The organism is Pedobacter ginsenosidimutans, assembly GCF_001442625.1.
Taxonomy (GTDB): Bacteria; Bacteroidota; Bacteroidia; order Sphingobacteriales; family Sphingobacteriaceae; genus Pedobacter; species Pedobacter ginsenosidimutans.
This window is the reverse complement of record NZ_LMZQ01000001.1, coordinates 496394-521974: the sequence shown is the minus strand read 5'-3', so window position 1 is coordinate 521974 and position 25581 is coordinate 496394. Positions and strand designations below refer to the sequence as shown.

The 25581-nt window shown below is 38.2% G+C and carries 23 protein-coding genes; 4 read left to right on the top strand and 19 right to left on the bottom strand.

The window, feature by feature from the left end:
* Positions 1–41: 41 nt before the first annotated feature.
* Positions 42–2084 carry a M13 family metallopeptidase gene (locus tag ASU31_RS02070; RefSeq protein WP_057930725.1) on the bottom strand — a complete coding sequence of 681 codons (2043 nt, stop codon included), beginning with the start codon at positions 2082–2084 and terminating at the stop codon, positions 42–44.
* 90 nt (positions 2085–2174) lie between these two features.
* Between ASU31_RS02070 and ASU31_RS02065 the strand changes: the two genes are divergently transcribed.
* A complete protein-coding gene (locus ASU31_RS02065; protein WP_057930724.1) occupies positions 2175–3116 on the top strand; it encodes an SPFH domain-containing protein in 942 nt (313 codons plus the stop codon).
* 226 nt (positions 3117–3342) lie between these two features.
* On the opposite strand, the gene ASU31_RS02060 is transcribed toward ASU31_RS02065, so the two are convergent.
* From ASU31_RS02060 to ASU31_RS02045, 4 genes are all read right to left on the bottom strand, one after another.
* On the bottom strand, positions 3343–5508 hold the full coding sequence (locus ASU31_RS02060) for a carboxy terminal-processing peptidase (protein WP_245224451.1): 2166 nt from the start codon (positions 5506–5508) through the stop codon (positions 3343–3345).
* 270 nt (positions 5509–5778) lie between these two features.
* On the bottom strand, positions 5779–6468 hold the full coding sequence (locus ASU31_RS02055) for a hypothetical protein (protein WP_057930722.1): 690 nt from the start codon (positions 6466–6468) through the stop codon (positions 5779–5781).
* Between the two features lie 29 nt (positions 6469–6497).
* The gene (locus ASU31_RS02050; protein WP_057930721.1) at positions 6498–7340 is read right to left on the bottom strand and encodes an isoaspartyl peptidase/L-asparaginase; all 843 of its coding nucleotides are present in this window, start codon (positions 7338–7340) and stop codon (positions 6498–6500) included.
* A 94-nt stretch (positions 7341–7434) separates the two neighbouring features.
* Positions 7435–8310, bottom strand: a complete 876-nt coding sequence (locus ASU31_RS02045) for a cyanophycinase (protein WP_057930720.1) — start codon at positions 8308–8310, stop codon at positions 7435–7437.
* 295 nt (positions 8311–8605) lie between these two features.
* On the opposite strand from ASU31_RS02045, the gene cphA reads away from it, so the two are divergent.
* On the top strand, positions 8606–11221 hold the full coding sequence (gene cphA, locus ASU31_RS02040; protein WP_057930719.1) for a cyanophycin synthetase: 2616 nt from the start codon (positions 8606–8608) through the stop codon (positions 11219–11221).
* A 215-nt stretch (positions 11222–11436) separates the two neighbouring features.
* On the opposite strand, the gene ASU31_RS02035 is transcribed toward cphA, so the two are convergent.
* The 14 genes from ASU31_RS02035 to ASU31_RS01970 all read right to left on the bottom strand — a co-directional run bounded on the left by ASU31_RS02035 (position 11437) and on the right by ASU31_RS01970 (position 22337).
* Positions 11437–11892, bottom strand: coding sequence for a PA2169 family four-helix-bundle protein (locus ASU31_RS02035; protein ID WP_057930718.1), 456 nt, complete (start codon positions 11890–11892; stop codon positions 11437–11439).
* A 104-nt stretch (positions 11893–11996) separates the two neighbouring features.
* A complete protein-coding gene (locus tag ASU31_RS02030) occupies positions 11997–12914 on the bottom strand; it encodes a glycosyltransferase family 2 protein (protein ID WP_057930717.1) in 918 nt (305 codons plus the stop codon).
* A gap of 184 nt (positions 12915–13098) precedes the next feature.
* Positions 13099–13860 (bottom strand): class I SAM-dependent methyltransferase, encoded by a 762-nt coding sequence (locus ASU31_RS02025; RefSeq protein WP_057930716.1) that lies wholly within the window; start codon positions 13858–13860, stop codon positions 13099–13101.
* Between the two features lie 13 nt (positions 13861–13873).
* Complete coding sequence (locus ASU31_RS02020) at positions 13874–14521, bottom strand: O-methyltransferase (RefSeq protein WP_057930715.1); 648 nt, start codon at positions 14519–14521, stop codon at positions 13874–13876.
* Positions 14518–15843 (bottom strand): flippase, encoded by a 1326-nt coding sequence (locus tag ASU31_RS02015; protein ID WP_057930714.1) that lies wholly within the window; start codon positions 15841–15843, stop codon positions 14518–14520. The genes ASU31_RS02020 and ASU31_RS02015 overlap by 4 nt, the downstream gene beginning before the upstream one ends.
* A 78-nt stretch (positions 15844–15921) precedes the next feature.
* Positions 15922–16539, bottom strand: a complete 618-nt coding sequence (locus tag ASU31_RS02010) for a hypothetical protein (RefSeq protein ID WP_057930713.1) — start codon at positions 16537–16539, stop codon at positions 15922–15924.
* 45 nt (positions 16540–16584) lie between these two features.
* The gene (locus tag ASU31_RS02005; RefSeq protein ID WP_057930712.1) at positions 16585–17097 is read right to left on the bottom strand and encodes a DUF1569 domain-containing protein; all 513 of its coding nucleotides are present in this window, start codon (positions 17095–17097) and stop codon (positions 16585–16587) included.
* 19 nt (positions 17098–17116) lie between these two features.
* Positions 17117–17821 (bottom strand): proline and serine-rich protein 1 family protein, encoded by a 705-nt coding sequence (locus ASU31_RS02000; protein ID WP_057930711.1) that lies wholly within the window; start codon positions 17819–17821, stop codon positions 17117–17119.
* A 77-nt stretch (positions 17822–17898) separates the two neighbouring features.
* Positions 17899–18588: a YjjG family noncanonical pyrimidine nucleotidase gene (locus ASU31_RS01995; protein WP_057930710.1), complete on the bottom strand. Its 690-nt coding sequence runs from the start codon at positions 18586–18588 to the stop codon at positions 17899–17901.
* A 40-nt stretch (positions 18589–18628) separates the two neighbouring features.
* Positions 18629–18946: a low molecular weight protein tyrosine phosphatase family protein gene (locus ASU31_RS01990; protein ID WP_057930709.1), complete on the bottom strand. Its 318-nt coding sequence runs from the start codon at positions 18944–18946 to the stop codon at positions 18629–18631.
* 31 nt (positions 18947–18977) lie between these two features.
* A complete protein-coding gene (gene upp / locus ASU31_RS01985) occupies positions 18978–19622 on the bottom strand; it encodes a uracil phosphoribosyltransferase (RefSeq protein WP_057930708.1) in 645 nt (214 codons plus the stop codon).
* A 90-nt stretch (positions 19623–19712) separates the two neighbouring features.
* Complete coding sequence (locus tag ASU31_RS01980) at positions 19713–20981, bottom strand: DUF7033 domain-containing protein (protein WP_057930707.1); 1269 nt, start codon at positions 20979–20981, stop codon at positions 19713–19715.
* Between the two features lie 135 nt (positions 20982–21116).
* Complete coding sequence (locus ASU31_RS01975; protein WP_057930706.1) at positions 21117–21629, bottom strand: DUF6702 family protein; 513 nt, start codon at positions 21627–21629, stop codon at positions 21117–21119.
* A gap of 42 nt (positions 21630–21671) precedes the next feature.
* The gene (locus ASU31_RS01970) at positions 21672–22337 is read right to left on the bottom strand and encodes a class I SAM-dependent methyltransferase (protein ID WP_057930705.1); all 666 of its coding nucleotides are present in this window, start codon (positions 22335–22337) and stop codon (positions 21672–21674) included.
* Between the two features lie 256 nt (positions 22338–22593).
* On the opposite strand from ASU31_RS01970, the gene ASU31_RS01965 reads away from it, so the two are divergent.
* Positions 22594–23178, top strand: coding sequence for a HupE/UreJ family protein (locus ASU31_RS01965; RefSeq protein ID WP_057930704.1), 585 nt, complete (start codon positions 22594–22596; stop codon positions 23176–23178).
* 11 nt (positions 23179–23189) lie between these two features.
* Complete coding sequence (locus ASU31_RS01960) at positions 23190–25559, top strand: M1 family metallopeptidase (protein WP_057930703.1); 2370 nt, start codon at positions 23190–23192, stop codon at positions 25557–25559.
* Positions 25560–25581: the final 22 nt, after the last annotated feature.

Here is a 25581-nt window from a genome sequence, read left to right as displayed (position 1 = left end):
CATTAACTGAAATGGGCTTCTATTATTAGATGAAAGGATCGTTACCACACGCCTAACCGGTTTGTTGGGGCTATATACATTTTTGCTGTTGCAGGAATGTTGAATGCCTTGTAAAATGCTTCCATATTGTACACGGGGCCGTTTACGCGGAACATCTCTGGGCTATGGGGATCTGTTTTTAATCTTACACGCATGCTTTCGTCACGGGTTTTGATTCTCCATACCTGGGCAAAACTTAAAAAGAAACGTTGGTCAGGGGTAAAACCATCAATCTTTTTATCGCCTTTTCCCTGCTCAGTTAATTTAAATGCATCATATGCAATGTTTAATCCACCAATATCGGCAAGGTTTTCGCCCAGTGTTAATGAACCGTTTACATGCTGATTATCCAACAGGGAGAAGTTGTTGTAAAATGTTTCTACTTTACCCGCTTTGACTTTAAATTTATCGGCATCGGCTTTTGTCCACCATTCTTTTAAATTACCTACTGCATCGTACTGGCGACCTTGATCGTCAAAACCATGTGTCATTTCGTGGCCGATTACCGCACCAATTGCACCATAGTTGATCGCATCATCTGCGGAGAAATCAAAGAACGGGAACTGTAAAATTCCTGCTGGGAAAACAATTTCGTTAAAAGATGGATTGTAGTAGGCATTAACCGTTGGCGGAGTCATTCCCCACTCGGTTTTATCAACATTTTTGCCGAGTTTATCCATCATTTCTTTGTAGGCATGTTTACTGGCCGATTGAAGGTTTGCATAATAAGTGTTTTTCGAAACCTCAACATCATCATACTTTTTCCATTTATCAGGATAGCCGATTTTTTTGATAAACGCGTTTAGTTTTTCTAAAGCTTTCTTTTTGGTTTCAGGCGTCATCCAATCTACCTTCTGGATTCTTTCTGCATATACTTTCTGTAAATTGTTTACCAGCGTTAACATACGCTCTTTAGCCTCTGGCTTGAAATACTTTTCGGCATATAACTGACCTAAAAGCTCACCTAAATTACGATCGGTAGCATTTACAATGGCTTTCCATCTTTCTGTTGGCGCCTGTTGACCATATAGTGTTTTAGAGAAAAAATCGAATTTAGCATCTCTGAATTTTTTGGTAAAGGCATTGGCCGACCTGTTTAAGGCATCAAATTTTAATTTTTCTTTCCAGATTTCGATAGGCTGGCTTTTTACCAGGACTGATAGGGTTTGATAATATTTTGGCTGCCTAACGATAACAGTATCTGTGCTTGCCCCCAGTTTACTTAAAACAGATTTCCATTCAATATTCGGCGTCTGCTTTTGAAAGTCGGCCACCGTCATTTTGTTATAATTTTTCTGTGGATCGCGCAGTTGAACAGGAGTTGAATGCGACTGCGCAATCGCTGTTTCCAGCTTTAAAATATTGTCGGCATATTTAGCTGCATTCGCAGAATCGCCTGACAGGTTAAAAATTTTTATAATGTATTTGATGTACTCGGCTCTGATTTTTTTTGCCTTATCATCCTGTTCTAAATAATAACTGCGATCAGGCAGGGTAAGACCAGCCTGCGAAAATGACAAAGCATTTTTAGTGCTTAATTTATCATCTGGTTCTACACCAAAGCCCAATAAATCTCCCTCACCGTCTTTGTAGCCGTCGGCTATAAAATTGATTAAATCCTTATCGTTTTTAATTCCATCTATTTTACTTAAGAGCGGCTTTATAGGTTCTATCCCCAATTTCTCAATGGTAAGGGTATCCATTCCACTGGTATAGAAATCGCCTACTTTCTGTTCGGTACTCCCTTTAGCTGCATTAGCTTTTGAAGCACTTTCAAGAATGCTGTTTAGATTTTTCAGGTTATCGTTATATAAAGTATAAAAAGAACCCCAGCCTGTTTCTGTTTTAGGAATTTCAGTGTTTTTCATCCATTTCCCATTGGCATACAGGAAAAAGTTATCGCCAGGTTTTACAGTGGTATCCATGCCGGCTTTATCGAAAAATTCGGTGCGTGCATTCACCACATCGGCATCTTGATGGCTTTTATTCTGGCAGGCAGCAAAAAGCAATACGCCGGCCGCCGGAAGAAATAATTTAGTTTTCATTGTATATAAGTTAGTTAGAAAAACTTAAAGCTACAAAATGCCTGATGTAGTTTGTATGAATTTTTTATAACTTCATAAAAAAATCTAATTATGCAATACACCATTTACATTATAGCTGTTGTAGGATTTATTATCCTGCTGAGCTCGTTCGTTACTGTTAAACAGGGAACCATTGCGGTGGTAACCGTTTTCGGTAAGTACCGCCGCCAGTTAAGGCCAGGCTTAAATTTTAAAATCCCATTAATAGAGCAGATTTATTCTCGTATTTCCATTCAAAACCGTTCTGTGGAGCTGTCGTTTCAAGCGGTAACACAAGATCAGGCCAATGTATATTTTAAGGCGATGCTATTGTATTCTGTTGTGAATCAGGATGAAGAAACGATCAAAAATGTAGCTTTTAAGTTTGTGGATGCAACTAACTTAATGCAGGCATTAATCAGGACTATCGAAGGTTCGATTAGAGCATATGTTGCCACACAAAAGCAGGCAAATGTATTGGCACAGCGTAACGAAATTGTGCTTCATGTTAAGGAACAGATCGATCAGGTTTTAGATGGCTGGGGCTACCATCTTCAGGATCTTCAATTGAACGATATTACCTTTGATGAGGAAATTATGCGTTCAATGAGTCGTGTAGTAGCTTCAAACAATTTAAAAGCAGCGGCAGAGAATGAAGGACAGGCATTATTAATTACCAAAACCAAAGCTGCCGAAGCGGATGGTAATGCAATCAAGATTGCAGCTACAGCCGAGCGCGAGGCTGCACAGTTACGCGGGCAGGGTATCGCTTTATTCCGTGCAGAGGTGGCTCATGGGATGAGTAAAGCTGCTCAGGAAATGGAGCAGGCCAACCTGGATATTTCGGTAATCTTATTTACCATGTGGACTGAATCGATTAAACATTTTGCCGAAAATGGAGATGGAAACGTTATTTTCCTTGATGGAAGTAGTGAGGGCATGAACAGGACCATGAAAGAAATGATGGCTATGCAGTTGAATAAACAGACTGAGCCAACGGCTAAGAAAGGGTAGTACTTTTGTCATGCTGTCAGATGTTACCATCTGACAGTTAAATAGATCAAAAATAAATATTGTTTAATTTCGGATAGGAACATCCTACACCACAAAATAAAGACTTCCGAAGCCTCTAACAAAAAAGGCCGCTTTAGTTTTGCTAAAGCGGCCTTTCCTATGCCTATCGTCATGCTGACCCTGAAATAAATTCAGGGTGACGACTATGCGTTAAAACATATATCCGTTAGTTATTCTTTGGCATCACCCCTAAGTTCATCACATAGTTACCAGATTGTTGCATAAAATCGCCCATTACTTTTAACGATTCATCTTCAATAAAATCGAAAGCATCTTGCTTGGTAATTTTATCTCCTTTTTTAATGGCAGGTAATCCTCTTAATGCTCTTAATTCATTCTGTCTGGCAAGTGTTTTAGCTTCTTGCGCATCGCGCTCAGCTTTAAGTTTTGCCTCATTTAAGGTTACAGAAACTTCATTGTCACGTTTTTTAAGATCAGCAATATCTTGTTTCAGGTATTTAAAATCCAACGAGTTTGCGATACGCTGCTCGCTGTTTTTAACCAACTGTGCTTTAACAGGGGTCAGATTTGCAACTGCTTTAAAGCTAGAGCTTGGAATAACGTCCCACGGTAAGGCAGATGATTCAGTATCTTCTCCTATTTTATCCATCGGATAAACTGAAGGGAAAACAACATCAGGTGTTACACCTTTATGCTGAGTGCTGCTTCCTGCTACACGGTAAAATTTAGCCATGGTTAGGTTAATCTGACCTAAGTTAATATCAGCCGCGCTTGCTCCGCTTGGCGATGTGCCAACGGTTTTATCTTTAGAAATTAATCCTGCTACCCTTTGCAACATACTTGGGTTTACCAATTTGTTTAAATCGATAGAAGATTGAACGGTACCTTTACCGTAAGTTTGGCTACCCATAATAATACCACGGCCGTAATCCTGTATAGCACCGGCGAAAATTTCTGATGCAGATGCGCTTAAACGGTCTACAATTACACCAAAAGGCCCATCCCAGGTTACACCGCTATTTTCATCCTCATCCACTTCAATTTTACCACGTAAATCTTTTACCTGAACTACAGGACCTCTATCGATAAATAAACCAGTTAATGAAATGGCTTCAACCAATGAACCGCCACCGTTTCCACGTAAATCCATTACAATTGCATTTACCTTATCGTATGTTTTTAACGAGTCGATTAGTTTTCTAACATCGCGGGTAGTGCTTTTGTAGTTTTTATCACCTGCATTAGCTGCTTTAAAATCAGCATAAAACGCCGGTAGAGTGATAATGCCGATTTTATAATCTTTGCCATTGCTGTTAATGGTTTTAACTTTTTTCTTGGCAGATGTTTCTTCCAAAACAATTTTATCGCGAACCAATTCGATAATTACTGGTTTAGACGACATTTCTTTTCCAACAGGGATAACTTTTAAACGCACCTTGGTTCCTTTCGGACCTTTAATTTTCGATACTGTATTATCCAATCTCCAGCCTACCACATCAACAAATTCTCCATCACCCTGGGCTACGGCAATAATACGATCGCCAGCACTCAGTTGTTTTCCTTTAAATGCAGGTCCACCGGCAATAATTTCAGAAATTTTAACTACCTCGTTTTCTAATTGTAAACGGGCACCAATACCTTCAAAAGAACGGGACATATCTTCGTTAAACGCTGCTGCATTGGTTGGATTAAAATAATTGGTATGTGGATCGATAGATTCGGTAAAAGCATCCATCAGAATCTGGAATACATCCTGATTATTGGTTTTTGAAGTTTGCGACTGTAAGTTCTGATAACGTTTAGTTAATGTTTCTACGTTCTTTGCTTCAGCTGTTCCAGCTAGATTTAAGTTGATCAGTTCGTATTTAACACGTTTTTTCCAGGTATCGTTTAACGCTGCAGAAGAAGTTGCCCAGGGCTGTTTCTCTCTGTCGTATACATAACTGTCGGTTTGATTAAAATCGTATTTGGTTTTAATCTGTGCTAAAGAATAGGTAAAATATTCGTTTAGTCTTTTGGCATAAACGTTATAGATGTAAAACGGGCCGCTTAGATCGCCATTTTTGAAATCATCATCCAAAGTATATCTGTATTTTTCAAATTCCTTAATATCCGAAGCCAAAAAGTAATTTTTGCCCTGATCTAGCGACTTGATATACTTATCTAAAATGATCGAAGATATAGAATCGTTGATCTGAATTTTTTTATAATTATAACTCTCGATCAAATTTACAACCTCTTTTATAACAAGTTGTTGCTGCTCATCAGGTTTCACATTGGTAACACCCTCAACCATTGGCTGAGTTTTAGGTGCAGCATGACAAGCAAGTACTGCCGCAGTAAAAATTACAAAAAATATTCTCTTTAACATCTCTTTAAATGATTTAAAATCCATTTCCAATTCTATATAGCCAATATGATACCATTTTAGCAAAAAAACAAAAAAGAGACAGCATTATTACCGTCTCTTGTTAAAACTTTATCAAATCTAACTAAAAGCTTTTTATTTAACAATTTCTTATGTAGAACGTTGAGCGTTATTTTTTGTTTTGATCGGTAATCAAAATTTGACCAATTACAGACCTTTGCGGGCTGTAGTGTAAGTAATGTAGGGAGATTTAAATAAAAATAAGTATCTAAACTAGCTTGGGTTTACCTTTTTACTGGTGGTTTTGCTGGCGATCATTTCCCTGGCATCTTTGATTTGCGTTTTGTACTGGGTGGTTTTGATCGAGTTGGCAAGCCATTCGGCCGATTTCAGATCTCTCAGTGCAAGTGTAAAATCTTTCTTTTTAATTTTAACCTGAACAATGCCTAAAATAGATTCGATATAAGCGTTGTTGCTTTTTAACTGTTTTGCGAGTATGCCTTGTTGTGTGTAAAACCACATCGATTGGGTATACTTGGTATTGGCCAGATAAACTTTGCCTAAAAGGTTATAGGTGTTCATTACTCCTGCTCTGTTCCCAGTTTTTGAATAATTTTTTAAAGCCACATTTAAAAGAATCTGCTCAGCATCGGTGAAACGGCCAAGTTGATAATGCATGCTGCTCATCTTGATAACGGCCTGTCCGTACCTATTGAAGTTTTTTACAGCATTATATTCGAAAGCGGCTTTGCCAAATAAGGTGAGGGCTTCGTTGTAATCGCCTTTTCGCTCTAAATCTTCTGCTTCCTCAAAAAAAGAATTCCCATCCTCCAGGTCAAATTTAGATACGGCTATATTTATAGCACTACCATTAGGTTCTTGGATCTCAGATTTATCTATATTTTGAGCTTGTAGTTGTAATGATGCAAAAAGGCCAATTAAAGCCAATACAATTTTGGTCATGCAACAAAAATAATACTTTAAATCTAATTTCAGCTAAATACCTGTAAATTAACATCAAAAGATGCCCAAACCATGTATGGATGCGAGTCGCAATGGTACACTTCTCCTGCTGTAGAAATGCCTACAACGCCTGCAAAGCCATCAATAGCTTTAAGTTCAGCGAAAGATTTATCTGATGCTTCCTTTAAAGAAAAACCATCGGTAACACGGGTTACAATTTTTGCGGCTAAGGCACCACTTACAATATCTTCACCTACTCCTGTACAAGAAATACCTGCATATTGATTGGCATAGTTGCCTGCCACGGTTGCAGAATCGCTAACCCGGCAAGGGATTTCGAATCCTTTTCCACCTGTGGAGGTTGCTGCTGCTAAATTCCCATCAGCATCGAGTGCTACACAGCCTACCGTTCCTTTATTGTTTTTTTGGTTTAATTTAGCTTCGTATTCTGATTGGCGTTGTGGGGTAATCGGATTGAAATATTCAAATCCATTTGTTCTTGCAAATCGCTGGGCACCATCACCACTGAGTACGCGGTCATCATATGTTAATAAGTTCTCCGCAATCTGTATAGGATTTTTAACATCTTCTACATTAATTACACCACTAAATTTTTCTGTTTTACCATCCATTAGGGCAGCACTTAACCTCACTTTTCCATCACTTTGAATCTGCGAACCGATACCTGCGTTAAACAGCTCGTTATCTTCTAACAGCGCAACAGTATAAACCACGGTTTCTAAAGCAGTATGTGTTTTTAGGTATTCGTGTCCGAGTGTAACAATCGACGCCAAAGCATCTTGTTTAGCCTTTTTCGTTTCCTGGTTGGTAGACGATTCGCTGAAGAAGCCGCCATGTATGATTAATTTCATTTTTTTGAGTATTGTAGTATTAAGTAGCAAGTATCAAGTATCCAGATTGGGTAAGTCCTAACTGAAAATCGCCCACTGTTAACTGCTAACTGAATTACCCTATCGGAACAACCTTTGGATGATGGATCACTAAGCTATGGTCTGTTAAATCATAAACGTCGCCATCACACATTACATGTACCACCATGTTTTTAATTGAAACGGGCTGGCCCATTTCTACATCGGTTAAATTGGTATCGGCCATATTGCGGCCATCTACTAAAATTACCATGCCAGAACCAATGGCTTCCATTATATGGCCATCAGAGATGAAAAGCCCGGTATCTTCACCGAGACCAATCCCTAAAATGCCTGGATTGCTGGCAGCGGCATATAACAAGCGGCCAATTCTTCCGCGTTGAACAAAATGTGTATCTACAATAACATCATCAATAAAGCCTAATCCACCGGTAATTTTAACTTCTCCCTTAAGTAAAGCATCCTTACTACTACCCTGGTAAATCATGTTTTTAGAACTAGCAGCGGCCCCGGCCGAAGTACCTGCAATTACCACAGGCTCATTTCTATATTTCTCCAATAAGATTTGATGGATTTTTGTTCCACCAAAGATTGAAGAAAGACGGAGCTGATCACCACCGGTAAAAATAATTACTTCGGCTGCTTTGATACGTTCATAATTTTCATCAGAATTGGCTTCTTCACGGTTGGTAATATTAAGTACACCAACATTATGCACGTCTAATTGTGCATAAGCCTTGATATATTCTTCACCAACTTTTTCGGGCATTAATGATGCTGTAGTGATGATCTCGAAGCGAGATTGAGTATCTCTTAATGATTCTGTAGTAATCCGTTTTAAAATTCCACGCTCAAAAAAATTCATATTCTCAGGCAGTCCAAATTGCGTTTCCGCGAAGCTGCCTGTGTTTATTGCGCCACCAATGATGATGAGTTTACCTTTCGGAACCATTCTTTGTGTATTATAATTGTATCAAAAAACCCAAATATATAGGCTTATGATAAAAAACACGACTTTTTTTGTCAAGAATATTCAATTTATTAACAAACGTTAAAATATTATAACATAAAATTAACGGTGTTATGCTTGAAAATAAAACAAATAGGCGCTAAAATTGATTTAGGTTAATGGGGCGTCTAATTTCAAAATAAATGCATAATTTACAGTCATCAATTTTATTCTAAAAATTGAGTTAAAAAGGCTGTCCCAAACGCTTGTTTAAATTAAAAAACGAACAAAACATTACATGAAGATATCAAACATACAAGTATTAAGAGGGCCAAACATATGGTCAATTAGCCGAAAAAAATTGATCCAGATGCGTTTAGATCTGGAAGATTTGGAGCAAAAACCAACCAACGTTATTGAGGGATTTAGCGAGCGGATAGAGAAATTGTTACCCAGCATGTTTACACACCGCTGTTCTAAGGGAGTCGAAGGTGGCTTTTTCACCCGGGTAAAAGAAGGAACATGGATGGGGCATGTAATTGAACATATTGCCTTAGAAATTCAAACTTTGGCCGGCATGGAAACCGGTTTCGGCAGAACTCGCCAGACTAAAACTGAAGGCATTTACAATGTGGTATTCAGTTATCTGGAAGAAAAGGTTGGTGTTTACGCTGCTGAAGCTGCAGTTAAAATTGCTGAAGCCCTGATCAATAACGAAGAGTACGATTTAGAGCACGACATCCGCAGGATGAAAGAAATACGTGAGCTGGAAGCTTTGGGACCAAGTACAGGTTCTATTGTGGAGGAAGCCGTAAGTAGAAGTATTCCATGGATCAGGCTGAATAAAAGTTCGTTGGTGCAGTTGGGCTATGGTAAAAATCAGGTTCGGTTTAGGGCAACCATGACCGAAAAAACCAGTAGCATCGCTGTAGATATTGCCAGCAATAAGGAAGAAACGAAACGTTTACTTACCGAAGCGGCCATTCCGGTGGCTTCTGGGGTAACCATTTCAAATCCTGATGATCTGGAAGCATCCGTTAAAAAAGTTGGATTTCCTTTAGTTTTTAAACCACTTGACGGCAACCATGGTAAAGGCGCAACCATTAATGTGAAAACGATGGAAGATGCTGTTGCCGCCTTTGAATACGCCAAAACCTATTCGAGAAAGGTTATTATAGAAAAATTTATTACCGGTTTCGATTTTAGGGTACTGGTAATCGATCATAAAGTTATTGCTGCCGCACAACGCGATCCTGCACATGTTAAGGGGAATGGAATTCATACCATTCAAGAGTTAATTGATAAGGAGAATGAAGATCCGCGCCGTGGTTATGGTCACGAGAATGTGTTAACTGAAATTGCTGTTGATCGGGATACTTTGGATCTGCTGGCCAAAAAAGAATATACCTTAGAAACCATTCCCGAAAAGGGAGAAGTGGTTTACTTAAAATCTACTGCAAATTTAAGTACAGGCGGCACATCTATCGATGTAACTGATATTGTACACCCGCAGAATATTTTTATATGTGAAAGGATTTCGAGGGTAATCGGATTGGATATCTGTGGTATCGATATCATGGCGCAGGATCTTACCCAACCCTTAACCGAAAACGGAGGTGTGGTTTTGGAAGTTAATGCAGCGCCAGGATTCAGGATGCACCTTGCACCAAGCGAAGGCTTGCCTAGAAACGTGGCTGCATCGGTTATTGACATGCTGTACCCACAGGGAAAATTATCACAGATTCCAATTATTGCTGTAACCGGAACAAACGGAAAAACCACTACTACACGGTTAATTGCGCACATCATCAGAAGTAATGGTAAACGTGTAGGTTTTACCACCAGTGATGGTGTATATGTGCACAACACGATGCTGATGAAAGGCGATACCACTGGGCCGGTAAGCGCTGAGTTCATTTTAAAAGATCCAACAGTTGAATTTGCGGTACTTGAAACTGCCCGTGGCGGAATTTTAAGAGCAGGACTAGGATTTAATGCATGTGATATTGGCGTAGTAACCAATATCCAGGAAGATCACCTGGGTATTTCTGATATCCATAATCTTGACGATTTAACGCGGGTTAAAGCCGTTGTGATTGGGGCGGTACGCCGTAAAGGCTGGGCAGTATTGAATGCTGATAATGGTTATTGCGTTCGCATTGCCAAAGATGCGCGTTGTAATGTGGCTTATTTTAGTATGGATGAAAATAATCCTGTAATTAAAGAGCATTGTAGAAAAGGCGGTATCGCAGCTATTTATGAAAACGGATATATTACCATTAAAACCGGCGACTGGAAATTAAGGGTGGATAAGGCCACCCATATTCCTCTAACTTTCGGTGGTTCTGTAAACTTTATGATCCAGAATGTACTTGCAGCAACGCTAGCAACTTATTTATGGGGCTATAAACCTGAAGATATCCGTTTATCATTAGAAACATTTATCCCTTCTGCAGCACATACGCCCGGAAGGATGAATATTTTCAGGTTCAAAGATTTTAAAGTACTGGTCGATTTTGCACATAATCCTGACGGATTTAATGGCGTAAAAGGTTTCTTGCAAGGGGTTGAAGCTACCGAACATGTAGGCATTATCTCGGCAACAGGAGATAGAAGAGATGAGGATATTATCGAAACTGCCCGCATTTCTGCCCAGATGTTTGATAAAATTTATGTTTGTCAGGAGAAATATCTCCGTGGCAGACAACAACAGGAACTGGTTGATCTGCTGGTAAAAGGTATTAAAGAAGTTGATCCGGATAAAGAGATCATCATCAACAATAAAAGCACCGAATGTTTGCAGATCGCGATCGAAACGGCTAAAAAAGGCTCTTATTTAACGATTTTAAGTAACACGATCGACAATACGATCCAACGTGTTACCGAACATTTAGATCGGGAATTGGAATCTTAATTTCATTAATTTACTTCGCCACCAATCGTCATTTCGAGCAGAGTGCAGCGCAGTCGAGAACCACGTAGTGCTCAGCGAAGCTAAATCTAAATAGATAGATATCTCCGTTCCGCGTTGCTCCATCCGATAGCTATCGGATCGAGATGACGGAAAGACAAAAAACCTCCTCCGATAATGAATCGAAGGAGGTTTTTCCGTTTTTATGTCTCGGTCACTTATGCTTGAGCATCACGTAATCTTTTAATTTCATCATGCGATACTCTTAACGATGCTTTTTGGTCAGCAATTAAATCTCTGATGTTTGAAGGGATATCTTCTTCCTCTAATGCCGTTTTATACGCATTTTGTGCGGCATCTTCTCCAAACTCACAATTGTTTAAAACAGTTTTACGGTCGTGGCCGGTAAATAATGCCTTAACATCCATCCATGCCCTGTAAATTTTTCCGGAATTTGTTGTTCCGGTTTCAATATCCTCACCCAATGCAGCTACCTCTGCAGCCAAAGCCATTTTATATTTTTGACTTTCGGCAATCATATTTAAAAATAGCGTTTTTAAATCGGCATCACCCTCTTTTAATTCCTGACGTGCTTTTTCATAACCTTCAATACGATCATTATTAATTTGAACCAGATCGTTTAATACCTCTGCTGTTGCTGTTGTCGTTTTCATGTTTTTTTATTTTATAGTTTCGATGTATAAAAGCAACATGGCCAATTAAAAAAAGGTTTGTCATTTTTTTTAATTGTCTACAACAGTGAGCTATATCAGCTTAATTATTTCTTTGAAAAGTATTGTGCCAGCTTCTCTTTTACGAAGCGCCTAACACGGGTAACCATATTGCCTTTCCGTTTAATCAAAAAACTCTTGATGGCTTTGTATGCGATGGGGTCTTCAGCTATTACGGTCGGAAATTCGACAATGGGTTTAGGGTTGATAATTACGTTATAAATATCGTTTATTCCTGAGTGCACGCCAGTACCATCATGGCCAATATTGTTAACGAGTGATTGCGATGGGTTAAGTGTGATGCCTCCTTTTAAAAAGATAGAAGCATACCATCTAATTGCCCAGCTGTTGTTTTTTCCTTTCTTAAACTCGAGCATCTGCTTCCAGAAATTCATTTTATTATCAATCGAAAATGCAGTTCTTTTCTTTTTATCAAACTGTTTGATAAGAACGTTAATGTCCGGTTCAAAGTTTTTCCATGCCCTTCCCCATGTGGCCCAGCCCCAACTTGTGGCTGCCCTGTAGAAAAACGATTGCGAAAGGTTCTCTGCTTTTAAGGGATACATATAGGCCCCTATATGCATTACTCTTTCCTCTTCGCGGTAATGGTTTAAAGCATTGTTGAAATAGGCTAAAGTATGGGGAGAGGTAACCAGGTCATCTTCAAAAACAATTACCTGATCGTATTCTGCTATTAATTGGGTTACACCTGCAATTACCGAATTGGCTAAGCCAGCATTAGCTTTACTTTCGATTACTTTAACCGATTTAAAACCATCTACTTTTTTGATGATTTTTCTTACTTCAGCAACTTTTTCTTTATCCTGATCTGTTTTGGCACCATCGGAAAAAATATATAAATGGCTTTGTGTAGCCAACTCATTTTGTTGCAGAAATTGTAACGTACGCTCGGTGTGCTGCGGGCGGTTGTATACGAAAAGCGCTATTGGGGCAAGGTTTTGCATTTTGTTTTTTATCAATTAAGTCTATCAATAAACTGCTCAGTTTCTCCGTCATTTCGACTGGAGCAACGCGGAATGGAGAAATCTTTAATTATGTTAAGAATCAAACTATAAGATTTAGCTTCGCTGAGCACTACGTGGTTCTCGACTTCGTTGCACTTCCCTCGAAATGACGATCGCCCGACCCTTAAAATATATGTAGATTATGGTCAGACTTTTTCGTTAATACGGTATATGCATTGGCAAACTGCTCTTGCTTTTTCTTCCCAAACAAATTGCCCAAGGTTTTTTTAATCCGGTATTCCAGCTCGATTTTTAAGTTTTTAGAAAAAGTTTTAGGTGCTTTTCTATTGATAAACTCATTAAACTTTACCGTTTCTGGTGCAGTCATCGAAACTTTATCTTCTAGAATCTCTAAACCCTCACTCTGCAGCAAGAACCTTAAGGAAGTTGGGGTGTACATGTTAATGTGCCCATAATCCAGAAAATGTTTCATTCTTTGGTCTACACCAAAGCGATAATCTTTAGGTACTTCAACTACAATATATTTTGCTACCCTTTTCAATTCACGGATTAGGATCCTTTCGTGTTCTACGTGTTCTAAAACGTGTGCAAGAATAATCAGATCAAAAGCATCATCTTCATAGGGGATTTTATACCCATCAAAAGTTTGTGCTTCTTTTAAACTGGCGAGGTTACGGTCTTTTATAATGTCGACACCGCTTTGTGCAATTTCTAAAGCATACAATTCTGGTGCGAAATGCCATTCATTTAAAAAATGTAAAATACTGCCATCTCCGGCGCCAACTTCAAGCACTTTTTTAGGCTTTAAGCCTTTGCAAACATCAACAATGTTCTGTGCTTTATATTTTGCGCCAAGCATTCTCCATGCTACATCGCTATTGGTATAAAAATTATCGTAGGCCGTTTTTACTTCTTCGCTTAACATGATGCTTACTGATTTAAATACCTAAACAATTATCCTGTTTATAAAAAACTGAGGTTGCTTTTTCGTAAAAAAGGCCCGGTGAAATCCCACTGAAGCTGATTTCTTTGAAACCTTGGGCCTTTAAAAGCACACGGGCAGGATTATAAACTTCACGTTCACTATCATCCAAAACTAATACTCCGCTTTCTGATAGTGCATCAACGCTGTACTTACAACAGTTTACACGGTCGCGTCCATCAACAATAATAATATCGAATTTTTTATCGAGCAAGGTTGCTTTTTTGGCATATTCCCCATCTTTTTCCAAATGGCAGAATATCATCTCAGCATTGGCCGGACTTGTGTTTTTTACTTTATCAAACCAACCTTTATCGTGCTCCACAGAAGTTACCGAGCCAGCTCTTTCAGCATAAAAAATAGTAGAACTGCCAGAGCCGTATTCGAAAATATGCTGTGTTTTGTTTATGCGTTCTTTAATAAAATCGATAAACGAATAGGTTACCCATGGCAATGCCTTTCCTTGCCCGTCTACGGCCTGTTTTTTATCAAAAGCCGTGAACCAGCCAATGCTGTTCAGGTAGCCTTTATGTCCGTATGATAATAATGCCTTAAGCCTGCTTGGCTTTGCAATTAATGTGGTTAATGCTTTAAGAGTACTCAACGTTTAAATATTTTTTGAAATGCGGTGACCAAAAATAATGATTTTAACATCATTATACCTTGTTGACGAAGTTTAGGGATAAATAGTATAAAAAAGGCTGAAACAAAGTACGCGATTACTGTAGCTATTGCTGTACCCATCATTCCCATTCTTGGGATAAGGATAATGTTTAAAATGATATTTACAACCGCCCCTATCCCTGTTCGGATAAAAGTTAGGCGGCCAAAATTTTCTGCTATTAAATACTGTCCGCTTGCTACACCAAGGAATATGAAGGCAGAACCCCAAACATGAACAGACAAAACAGGTGCGGCATCAGCAAATTCTGGTTTAAAATAACTATAAATGAACGGCGAGGCAAAAGTTATAAAAATGGCAAAACTTAAGCTTAACCAAACCATTAAATCGTATAAATTCTGAAGCCTCTTCTGATAACGTTCCTTATCGTCTCTCCTCGCATTTAAAATTGCAGGAAAGAGTGATGAAACGATAGCAACAGGGACGAAGTTTAAGGCCTCGCTAAAGTTGACCACTGTTGCATAAGCACCTGCTTCGGCTGTCCCTTTCGCGCCTAAAATCTGCTTAAGCATAATCTGATCAATTTTCATATAAACTGAAACCATTATGCCAGAAATGATCAATGGCCATGAAAGGGAGAAGAGTTTTTTAGCCAATGTTTTTTCAAATCTCCAATTCAAGATACTTCTATTTTTTCTGCTATAGGTAATAATATAGCCTATAGAAAGTAAAACGGTATCAAAAAGAAAAGCAAAAAAGAAATAGCTGATTGGCGAATTTGTGTAGATTAAAATAATTTTTATTGCAGCAGAAACTAGATTCCCAATAATCTGCACCTGCATAATGTATTTGGATTTTACTTCTGATTGAAAATAAGAATCGATTACAGTAAAAGACTGAAATACACCGACAAACGAAAGCAATAATATGAATTGATATTGGATGTCCTCAAGTGGATAAATGAGCCATGCAAGTGAAATTAAAGGAATGCACATAAAACCTGCAAAAGCTTTCAACCCAAATGCTGTGCCTAAGATCTGATCCCTTTTTTGCGGAAACTGGTGAAGTTCTTTTACAATAAACTGATCTAAGCCGAGCCCCGCCAATGCTGCGAATAAAAAAACATAAGCGATTGATGTAGTGAGAATACCATTACCATACGAGAGCAAATAGTTTGCAACCGCGATATTCGTTAGCATTTTTATTCCTAAACTGCCAACTTTCCCGATCAAAAGCATTCCTGTATTTTTAAAATACTTTAGTAGTGCTTCCTGGTCAAAACCTTTTATGGCGGGTAATTTCATTAACGCAAAGATGTAAAAAAATGTGCGTTAAGTTAGGTGCTGAAAATTCAAAATATTAAGTGCATAATATATGTACTATTATTTCCCTTCACTTTTTGTCTCCAGCGCTTTTGTTTCGGTTGTTTTGGTTTCGGGTGTTGATACAGGAACAGTATTTACCACCGGGGCAGGTTTGCTGTTTAAAGGTGCACCTACAGCAATATCGCAGCGATGGTTAGGCTGGCCGTGAGGTGGGTTCAAACCCTTTCCTGTTTTTATCGCTACAGTTTGTTTCACTACAGCAGGCTGTGTGGTCGCTACTTGTGTTGGTTTACTATCCAGCGGTGCCCCAATAGCTATGTCACATCTGTGGCCAGGCGCTCCATGTTTAGGATTAAGTTTTTTACTTGATGTATTTACTATAGGAGGCGCCGGAACAGTTACTGGTTGTGGAGTAGCGCTTTTTTGTGGTTGAACGGCAGCTGTTTGGTGTAATGGTGCGCCAACCGCTAAAGCACAGGTATGGCCGGCATCGCCATGTGGCGGATTGAAAATTAGGTTAGTTTTGGCACTTTGCGCTGCGGGTTGCGCAGTATTGCTTTTTTGCAGTCCCTGTATTCCAGTAGGTGTTGGAATAACCGCCTGAGCAGTTTCTTTCTTTTCGCTATTACAGGCGCAAAGTAGAGTTAAGGCGAGCAGATAAAAAACATGTTTCATGGCGCTGAATTTAATTTATCCAAATATGGCGAAATTAATTTACGCCTAAAAACTCTTTTCTATCCTTTCTAACTGCTTGAGGTGATGTTTTAAATGAATTTCGATAAATCTTAGCCATTGTTTGGCATTTAAGTAACCTAGTCGTGGGTGTTTTGTTTTACAATCGGCTTTTGCGTTGGCAATTGCGGGATAATTATCATCAAGGCCTTTTTCAAATTCTAAAATAAAATCGAGCGCTTCTGTTTTGCTGATTTTTTTAATACGCTCAGCCAGTCTTTTCGGAACTTTATACTTTTTTGACGGCGGCAGGGTGCCTAAAAGCAAAATCAGTTTTACAATAAAAAGTGTGGGTTTGTTTTCGCCTTTACCGCTTGCTGCGCGTTCAAGTGCAATTAGGGAGAGCAAACTTGAATCGAAAATATGCGAATATACTTCGCTGTAACTCCATCCGGCAATGGGCGGGGTGGTTTGAAAAATATCCTCAGCATAGTGAGATAATTTCGATTTATAGGCATCGACAATTTTATGTATCGATGCCTTTATTTTTGCAGCCGTCATGTAATAAAGATAAGCCGAATTACTGGTTCTCCAAGTATTTTAAAAAGTCGTCCTTATTAGATTTAAAAACAAAAATATCAGATAAGGTAAAGTAATTCTGGGGATCGGCAACGGTTTTGTAAAGGTTTCGGGCTACCTTCAACCGTTCATCATCAAAGGCGAAAGATTTTAAAAGCACCCTGGCCTGAGCGCTTAGCAATGAGGCGTTTTTACTCACAACATTAATCATTCTTGTTCTGCCATCATCAAAACTTTCTTTTTTGTACTGGCTTAAAAAAGTCTGAAAAGCCTCATCAGAAAGTAATCTGTAGTTCAACTCTGGTACTGCTGGTGGAGGAGGAACAATGCCCGTATTGTAATCTCCTGTATAGCCATCAAAATCGTTAAGGGCATATTGCCTGTTTCGATAGATCGTTAGCTGCTTTAAGGTGATTAACCGTTTATCTTCAAAACTTAAAACAATTCGTTGTTGTGGGATAACCCTTATTCTCTGTTTCAGGATTACAGTATTGCCCTGAATAATAGATAGTACTGGTGCGGTATTGTATACATCGTAAAAACGGAACCTACCGTTGGCCGATCCAACTAGTTCATCGTCTAAATATACATTATACTTGCCAGGGTTAACGATTTGCACAAATACTTCGGCTGTACTACGGTTGTTTTGAGCGAAACTTAGGGTAGCAAAAAGCATTGCCAATCCTAAAAAGATGATTTTCTTCATTTTAATTAAGGTTTCATTTGTGTGTGTTTTAAGCTAATGCCAAACGAATGCCAAAACCAAACAAAAAAGGAGTGAAACTAAAAAAGTTTCAATAATTCTTCGAGATGCACAATTTCTTTCTGCACATCACCAGGTTTTTCTTTCTGTAAAGGATTGAAAAATATAGCCTCCATACCAAAATTTAAAGCACCATAAATATCAGCTTCGAGACTATCACCGATCATGATACTTTCTTCTTTTAAAGCCTTTGCTTTATCCAATGCATATTCAAAAATGATGGGGTTGGGTTTGTTTACGCCCACATCTTCGGAGATAATCACATTTTCGAAGTATGGGTTAAGGTTAGACAGGTTCATTTTGGTTAAGGTTGTTTCCTTAAAGCCATTAGAAATAATATGCAGGGTATATTTTTGCTGTAGGTAGCGCAAAACATTTTCTGCCCCATCGAACAAATTGGTTTTGGTGGGTGAGATATTTACATAATCGTCTTCAAATTGATGAGGTACCGCATCAGGATGAATACCTAGTTGAATGAATGTTTTGTTAAACCTTTCCGATCTTAAAAAATCTTTGGTAATTTTTCCCAAGTGGTAATCGGCCCACAGTTGATGGTTGTTTTCGGTATATGTTGTAATAAAGTCGGCACACGATTTTAAGCCAAGCTCCTCTAATTTATAGGTTTGGTATAGCTCATTTAATGTTTCTTCGGCATTACGGTCAAAATCCCAAATGGTGTGGTCAAGGTCGAAGAAAATGTGCTTTTTCATGAATAATTATTTTCACAAAGGTAGCCTAATGATTTTTGATTTATAAATAATCGGCAACTTTTGCGTTTAGTTCTTCAATAAGTTCTTCATCCATATACTGATAATCATCCGGGATATCGAGTGTAATGATTTCCTTATCGCAGGTTTCTTCAGGAAAATGTTCAATGATCCTTTGTTTATGCTTTTTCTCCATCACAAAGATGAGATCGGCCCAGATGATTAGTTTTTCATTGATTTTAATCCTGGCCGATGGCGCTGTTCCCGCTGACCTCACGTGATGATCGGGATGGTTTTTATAGATATTTTCGGCAGTGGCACTACGCCATTTGTTTCTGCTGCATATAAAGAGGATGTTCACTGGCTCTGGACTTAAGACTAAGGACTAAAAATTAAACTTTCTCTCCATAGGCCAGATCGCCAGCATCGCCCAGTCCTGGAACGATATAAGATTTACTGGTCATTTCTTCGTCGATTGCTCCAAGCCAGAGTTTTGCTTTTGGGAGATTGGCACGTACATGTGCAACACCTTCTGTACTGGCTATTGCGGCAACGATATGAAGCTCTGCAATTTTGTAGCGGTTGATCAGTTCTTTACAGCACATCACCATGCTTTGTCCGGTTGCCAACATCGGATCGGCCATAATCAAAACTTTTCCTTCTAAATCCGGGGTAGAAATGTAGTCCATCTGGATCACAAAATCGCCGCTCTTTTTTACTTTTCGGTAAGCAGAAATAAAACAGCATTCGGCTTTATCAAAGATGTTAAGTAAGCCTTGTTGAAGTGGCAACCCGGCTCGGAGTATGGTCGCTAAAACCGGCTGCTGGGTTAAAACCTCACAGGACGATACACCTAAAGGCGTTACGGTTTCTTGAACGGTATATTCCAATGATTTGCTGATTTCGTAGGCAAAAAACTCACCAAGCCTTTCCATGTTTTTGCGGAAACGCATCGAATCTTTCTGGATGTTCTCATCCCGAAGTTCGGCAATAAAGGTATTGGCGATAGATTTTGTCTTGCTTACATCAAAAATCATAATAATGTTTCCGGTATTTTACAGGTTTATTCCAGTGGGACGTTTAATTACTAAAATTAGCAATTTTAAGCCGGATAAATTAAATTAAAATCAATTTCCCGCGTAATCGAGCATTTCTTTAAACAGCGATTTTAATTTTTTGTATTTTGCATTTGAAGACAGACTTTTTAGACTCCAACTGCTATAAAATGTGCCGTTTACCACCTTTACTGCAGCAATATACTGGTGTATTGTTTTAGTGGCTGCCTCATGTGTTAAAAACTGAAGAATATAATCGGTGAGGCAGTAAGAATTAACGGTTAAAGGGGTTACTTTTTCGAGCTGAAGATCGTACCAGTTAAATGGCGTACAAGTTCCGGCCCTAAAGCCTGGTACATTACTATAACCCATAGAATAATCGGAAGTAATACCTGAATTAAGAATATTTAAATAACAAATGGGGAATTTTAATACTTCTAACTGCTGACTGCTTACAGGTGCGGGGTTAGGGTTAATTTTTTTTAGCTTAACCAGGCCTTCTTTTATCTCGAGCATTTTTTGCTTATCGCTGGCACAGGGTCTTAATAATCCTACTGATTGATTGTTAAGTGTTTTTGAAACACCGTTTATCCTGATGTAATTTATCGGCACGTCAGGGAAATCGACAAAATAAATAGGATTGCTTTTTTTTGAAGAAAATAGCTGGTTTAACTCATCTAAAACCTGCTCATTATTAATCCCTACTCCTGTTAACCTGTCAAATTTCGAGCTCAGGTAATTGTTTTCTTTTTTAAAGATGGCACTGAAAATGAATTTGGCCCTATTTAATAATCCCTCAGGTAAGTTGGGTAAAATATTGAAGTGAATGGTTGGTTGATGTTGGAATTTCTTTTCGTGGAACTTAAAATGTGGATGTTTTTTTTTGATCAAACTTTTAATGATCAATGCCCATTCATCAATAATCGGTTTATCTAAAACTCTCCATTTATGCTGATGGCTTCTCGATGGCCTAAATTCTTCTTCATTTTTTTTGGGATAAAAATATTCTTCATACCGGCTTAATATAAAAAATGAGGCAGCAAAAACATCAAAGGGCAAGGCTGATTGTGCAACAGGAAAAGGAGCCTGATATTCGCCAAAAGGAATGGTTTTTGGCTTAATTTCTTCTAATTTATTGGAGAAGAGTAAAGCGGTGCGCTTAAAGAAAAGTTCCTCACCTAATGGCTCTTCGCCATAACTGATTTTGATATGCTCGCTTTGTAGAAAATATTGGCTATTGCCCGTAAATTCCAATTCTGCTTTAAGAACATCTTTAAAAATAAAGTTAAAGATATATTTTATCCGAGGCGTTAATATGTTGGAGAAGATGATTAGATGCATAACTTATTTTAACAACACGGTATTTAAAAAAAGATTACAAGAAATATTTCTCAGCAGATATTAACTTAAATAATATTGCCTTCTAAAATTAACGGTAATTTAACATTGAGCTGTAATTTAATACAAAAATTACAATTAAAAGTTTGCTGTGAACTTTTTTTCAGGGTAAAGGATTTTTGTGCTTTTACGGTTAGGGCCTTTTACAATATGTACAATGCTCATCTGATCATCAAACATATCATATAAAATAGTGTTGCTCACCTCAACCGATTTTACAGACGGAATTTTCTCCACTTCAAGATAAATATTAGTAGCCTCATGATCGATCTCAAATCCGATGTAGTTCATGGCAACAGCTTTGCCATTAGCTTTTAGCTGTAAATGAGAAAGTAGATATTTTTTCACCAATTCATCCATTACCTTCTTCATATTTGGATTGCTCAGATCGGTTTTCTGTTTATATAATTTGGCTAAAATTGCCTCAAAGTCGTCTGAAAAGATTTTACAGCTTACTTCTAAGGTTTTATCCTTTGCATTAAAGTTTACTTCAGTTGTGCTTACATGCAAAGGGTGTTTTATTCCTGCTCCAACAGAAAAAAAAGCAACACACAAAAGCAAAAAGCTATATTTTAATTTACGCAACAACATATTAAATCTTTCCTTAAAAGGGCAAAGTTAACAGATAATCTTCTACTTGTTAAATGTAATTAAGGTGTTATGCCCACATTGTTCTAAATGTAAGTGCCTGAAATTTAAGCTGGCAAATATTTTACTTAGTTTCTTATGGGATGGATGAACATGTGTAAGCTTAATATTAAAATTTTCATTGAGCCAAAAACTCATTTTAATGGCCAATTTTCTAAAACCTGATTCTTTTGCAAGTTCCTGCTGAAGATATTTCTCATTGTTAACCACAATAAACCCATACCCGTTTTTTTTAATCAAGTTGTAGATGCATTTTGCAAACCGGTAATCGTTAATGCAGTAATACCAACATATGCGGTTAAAAATAATGTCGAACTTGCCATGGGCTTCTTCTAAATAGCCCAATGAAAAATTTATTGTTATATTTTCGTCCTGAGCTTTAGCTTTTGCTATTGTTAAATAATTCTGGCTAATGTCGTGCCAGGTAACTTTTGCGCCCCTTTTGGCAAATTCAATACTATATTGCCCAGGCCCGGCACCCAAATCAAGTAAAGTTTTGTTTTCGAAACTACCTAAATGGCTTTTTATGATATCTATAATTTTATTGTCTATTTTTTTGTATTCGTTTGCAGCATATTGTTCTGCAAAAGCTTTTGGAACAGGATCGAAACCTTTTTCTGGTTTTTGTAAGTGATATTTGAGCCAAAGCATAGTTTTGAATAGAAGACCAATAGTTGTAGGTACCAAGTTACCGTATTGACTATGTATATTAAACAACAATTTTGTTTACAACTGTAAACCCAGTTGTTTGCGATAAAACTTCGCCAAAAAGAACTAAATAACTTAAAGAATAGTAACAAATTTGGTATTTAGGCTTTTGTTTGAAGGATATTTGGAGTTTTTATAATTAAAAATATAATTTTAGCTATTGTAAACTATTTTATTCTCAATAGTTAGCTTATTATTCATGCCGTTACAAGATTTTATCTTTTATTTTAAATTGGGTTGGGCGCATATCATCAGTGCCGATGCTTTAGATCACCAGCTATTTATTTTGGCGCTGGTTGCTATTTACAGTTATGTCAATTTAAAACAGGTACTCATATTGGTTACGGCTTTTACCATTGGCCATTCATTTACCTTACTTTTAAGTGTATTGGATATGATCAGGTTTGATAGTAAGTGGGTAGAATTTTTAATTCCCTGTACCATTGTAATTACCGCAATAAGCAATTTGTTTAGAAAGAATTTCTCCTTAAAATCAATTAAGATCAATTATTTTTTGGCGCTTGGCTTTGGTCTTATTCATGGAATGGGTTTTGCAAACTCCATCCGGATAATGCTGGCCAAAGATCAGAATATTGGTTGGGGCCTATTTGGTTTTAATGTAGGCTTAGAAGCCGGACAGGTTTTTATGGTGATCATCATTCTTTTAATTACCTTTTTAATTTTTAATTATACCCGCATCAAACGCATGAGCTGGGTTTTATTTATATCAGCAGCCGTATTTAGCCTGGCTTTAAAAATGGCTTTAGAACGAATTCCTTTTTAATAAACCACATCATGAATAAACTATTTACTTTAACCGGCCTGCTGCTCTTTTCTGGTAGTTTGGCTATGGCACAAAATACGCAGAATAACCCAGGGAGTAACCATGGGAATAAGTTTGAGCAGTTGGGCACCATTTTACCAACACCTAATGAACAACGTACGGCCAGCGGGGCACCTGGTGTTAAATATTGGCAGCAACGTGCAGATTATAACATCAAATGCGAGCTGGATGAAAAAAATCTGTTGTTAACGGGTTCCGAAACGATCACTTACACGAACAACTCTCCCGATCCATTAACTTATATCTGGTTGCAGCTTGATGAAAACGAGCATAGCACCGATCGAAACGCCAATTATCAGGATGCAACTAAAATGCCAGCTACCGGAACCACTAAAAATTTAGATCAGTTAAGTGCAACAGGAAATAATGGTTATGGCATAAACATTACCAAATTAACTGATGCAACAGGTAAAAACTTACCCTATACGGTTAACAAAACCATGATGAGGGTAGATTTGCCTGTAGCGCTGAGAAGTGGACAAAAATTTATCTTCAATATCGATTGGAACTATAAAATTTCTGACCGGATGAGTGTTGGCGGCCGTGGAGGTTATGAGTTTTTCCCGACCGATGGAAACTATCTGTTTACTATGACCCAGTGGTACCCACGCTTATGTGTATATAGCGATTTTCAGGGATGGCAGAACCATCAGTTTACAGGTAGAGGTGAGTTTGCCTTAACCTTTGGCGATTTTAAAGTTCAAATGACTGTTCCTGCTGATCACCTTGTGGGTTCAACAGGAGAGTGTATCAATTATAGCGCTGTTTTAAATCCAACACAGTTAAGTAGGTATAATGCTGCTAAAACTGCTGCAGCACCCGTAGAAATCCAAACTTTGGCTGAAGCTAAACTGGCAGAAACCAAAAAATCGACAGCTAAAAAAACATGGGTTTTTAATGCGAATAATGTCCGCGATTTTGCCTGGACCTCTTCCCGTAAGTTTATCTGGGATGCCATGCCTCAAAAAATTCAGGCCAATAACAATACCGTAATGTGTATGAGTTTTTATGGAAAAGAAGCATACAACCTGTACAGCAAATTTTCTACCCGTGCGGTGGCACATACCATTAAAACCTATTCAGATTTCACCATCCCATATCCTTACCCTGTTGCACAAAGTATCGAAGCTGCAAATGGAATGGAATACCCAATGATCTGTTTTAACTATGGCCGAACAGATACTGACGGAACATACAGCGAAAGCACTAAAAATGGGATGTTAGGTGTAATTATTCACGAGGTTGGGCATAACTTCTTCCCGATGATTGTAAATAGTGATGAACGTCAATGGACCTGGATGGATGAAGGACTAAATTCTTTTGTTGAGTATTTAACCGAAGAGCTTTGGGACAACAAATTTCCAAGTAAAAAAGGACCGGCATATACTATTGTTGATTACATGAAACTGCCTAAGGATGAGCTGGAGCCAATTATGACCAACTCTGAAAATATTACCCGTTTCGGTCCGAATGCGTATTCGAAACCCGCCACCGGTTTAAATATCCTTCGCGAAACCATCATGGGAAGAGAACTTTTCGATTACGCATTTAAAGAATATTCGAGAAGATGGGCTTTTAAACATCCTGAACCAGCTGATCTTTTCCGTACCATGGAAGATGCCAGTGGCGAAGATCTGGATTGGTTTTGGAGAGGTTGGTTTTATGGAACCGATCCATGTGATATATCTTTAGACAGCGTGAAATTTGCGAAAGCCGATTTCCCTAAAGATTTACCAGAAGCCAAATCGAAAATGGTTAAAATTGATAAACCTGCCGTTAATGCATTTGAAGATATTTCAAAAATCAGAAACCGTGAGGATAAGAAAATTAATTTTTACGTAGATAAAACTCCTGCAGCGCAAGATTTTTACTATAAATACGATAGGGGAATGGTTACTGTTGATACCACTGTTGCTACTAAAACAGAAACCGCTGCAACACTAGAAGCTGTTCCCTCAGCAGAGCAGGACCAATATGGTAACAAATTCCTTTACGAACTGAGCTTTAGCAATAAAGGCGGCTTGGTAATGCCTATCATTGTTGAGTTTACCTATAAAGACGGAACAAAAGAAATAGACCGTATTCCAGCGCAGATCTGGAGACATAATGAATTGAAAACAGCTAAGTTTTACGTTAAAAATAAAGAAGTAGCCTCTATTTTAATTGATCCATTACGCGAAACTGCAGATATCGATACCTCAAATAATACCTGGGGCGGTAAAGCAAAAGAAAGTAAGTTTAAGGTATATAAAACCAAAGTTGGTGGAGCAGTAAGAGGCCAATCGGTTGGTAAAAACCCAATGCAGGCAGCGGGTAAATAGCCCCATTATTATCCTGGGCGAT

What these genes read in the sequence shown, in the direction of transcription:
- ASU31_RS02070 (WP_057930725.1), bottom strand. Translation starts at nt 2,084, where the DNA reads ATGAAAACTAAATTATTTCTTCCGGCGGCCGGCGTATTGCTTTTTGCT.
- ASU31_RS02065 (WP_057930724.1), top strand. Translation starts at nt 2,175, where the DNA reads ATGCAATACACCATTTACATTATAGCTGTTGTAGGATTTATTATCCTG.
- ASU31_RS02060 (WP_245224451.1), bottom strand. Translation starts at nt 5,508, where the DNA reads ATGTTAAAGAGAATATTTTTTGTAATTTTTACTGCGGCAGTACTTGCT.
- ASU31_RS02055 (WP_057930722.1), bottom strand. Translation starts at nt 6,468, where the DNA reads ATGACCAAAATTGTATTGGCTTTAATTGGCCTTTTTGCATCATTACAA.
- ASU31_RS02050 (WP_057930721.1), bottom strand. Translation starts at nt 7,340, where the DNA reads ATGAAATTAATCATACATGGCGGCTTCTTCAGCGAATCGTCTACCAAC.
- ASU31_RS02045 (WP_057930720.1), bottom strand. Translation starts at nt 8,310, where the DNA reads ATGGTTCCGAAAGGTAAACTCATCATCATTGGTGGCGCAATAAACACA.
- cphA (WP_057930719.1), top strand. Translation starts at nt 8,606, where the DNA reads ATGAAGATATCAAACATACAAGTATTAAGAGGGCCAAACATATGGTCA.
- ASU31_RS02035 (WP_057930718.1), bottom strand. Translation starts at nt 11,892, where the DNA reads ATGAAAACGACAACAGCAACAGCAGAGGTATTAAACGATCTGGTTCAA.
- ASU31_RS02030 (WP_057930717.1), bottom strand. Translation starts at nt 12,914, where the DNA reads ATGCAAAACCTTGCCCCAATAGCGCTTTTCGTATACAACCGCCCGCAG.
- ASU31_RS02025 (WP_057930716.1), bottom strand. Translation starts at nt 13,860, where the DNA reads ATGTTAAGCGAAGAAGTAAAAACGGCCTACGATAATTTTTATACCAAT.
- ASU31_RS02015 (WP_057930714.1), bottom strand. Translation starts at nt 15,843, where the DNA reads ATGAAATTACCCGCCATAAAAGGTTTTGACCAGGAAGCACTACTAAAG.
- ASU31_RS02010 (WP_057930713.1), bottom strand. Translation starts at nt 16,539, where the DNA reads ATGAAACATGTTTTTTATCTGCTCGCCTTAACTCTACTTTGCGCCTGT.
- ASU31_RS02005 (WP_057930712.1), bottom strand. Translation starts at nt 17,097, where the DNA reads ATGACGGCTGCAAAAATAAAGGCATCGATACATAAAATTGTCGATGCC.
- ASU31_RS02000 (WP_057930711.1), bottom strand. Translation starts at nt 17,821, where the DNA reads ATGAAGAAAATCATCTTTTTAGGATTGGCAATGCTTTTTGCTACCCTA.
- ASU31_RS01995 (WP_057930710.1), bottom strand. Translation starts at nt 18,588, where the DNA reads ATGAAAAAGCACATTTTCTTCGACCTTGACCACACCATTTGGGATTTT.
- upp (WP_057930708.1), bottom strand. Translation starts at nt 19,622, where the DNA reads ATGATTTTTGATGTAAGCAAGACAAAATCTATCGCCAATACCTTTATT.
- ASU31_RS01980 (WP_057930707.1), bottom strand. Translation starts at nt 20,981, where the DNA reads ATGCATCTAATCATCTTCTCCAACATATTAACGCCTCGGATAAAATAT.
- ASU31_RS01975 (WP_057930706.1), bottom strand. Translation starts at nt 21,629, where the DNA reads ATGTTGTTGCGTAAATTAAAATATAGCTTTTTGCTTTTGTGTGTTGCT.
- ASU31_RS01970 (WP_057930705.1), bottom strand. Translation starts at nt 22,337, where the DNA reads ATGCTTTGGCTCAAATATCACTTACAAAAACCAGAAAAAGGTTTCGAT.
- ASU31_RS01965 (WP_057930704.1), top strand. Translation starts at nt 22,594, where the DNA reads ATGCCGTTACAAGATTTTATCTTTTATTTTAAATTGGGTTGGGCGCAT.
- ASU31_RS01960 (WP_057930703.1), top strand. Translation starts at nt 23,190, where the DNA reads ATGAATAAACTATTTACTTTAACCGGCCTGCTGCTCTTTTCTGGTAGT.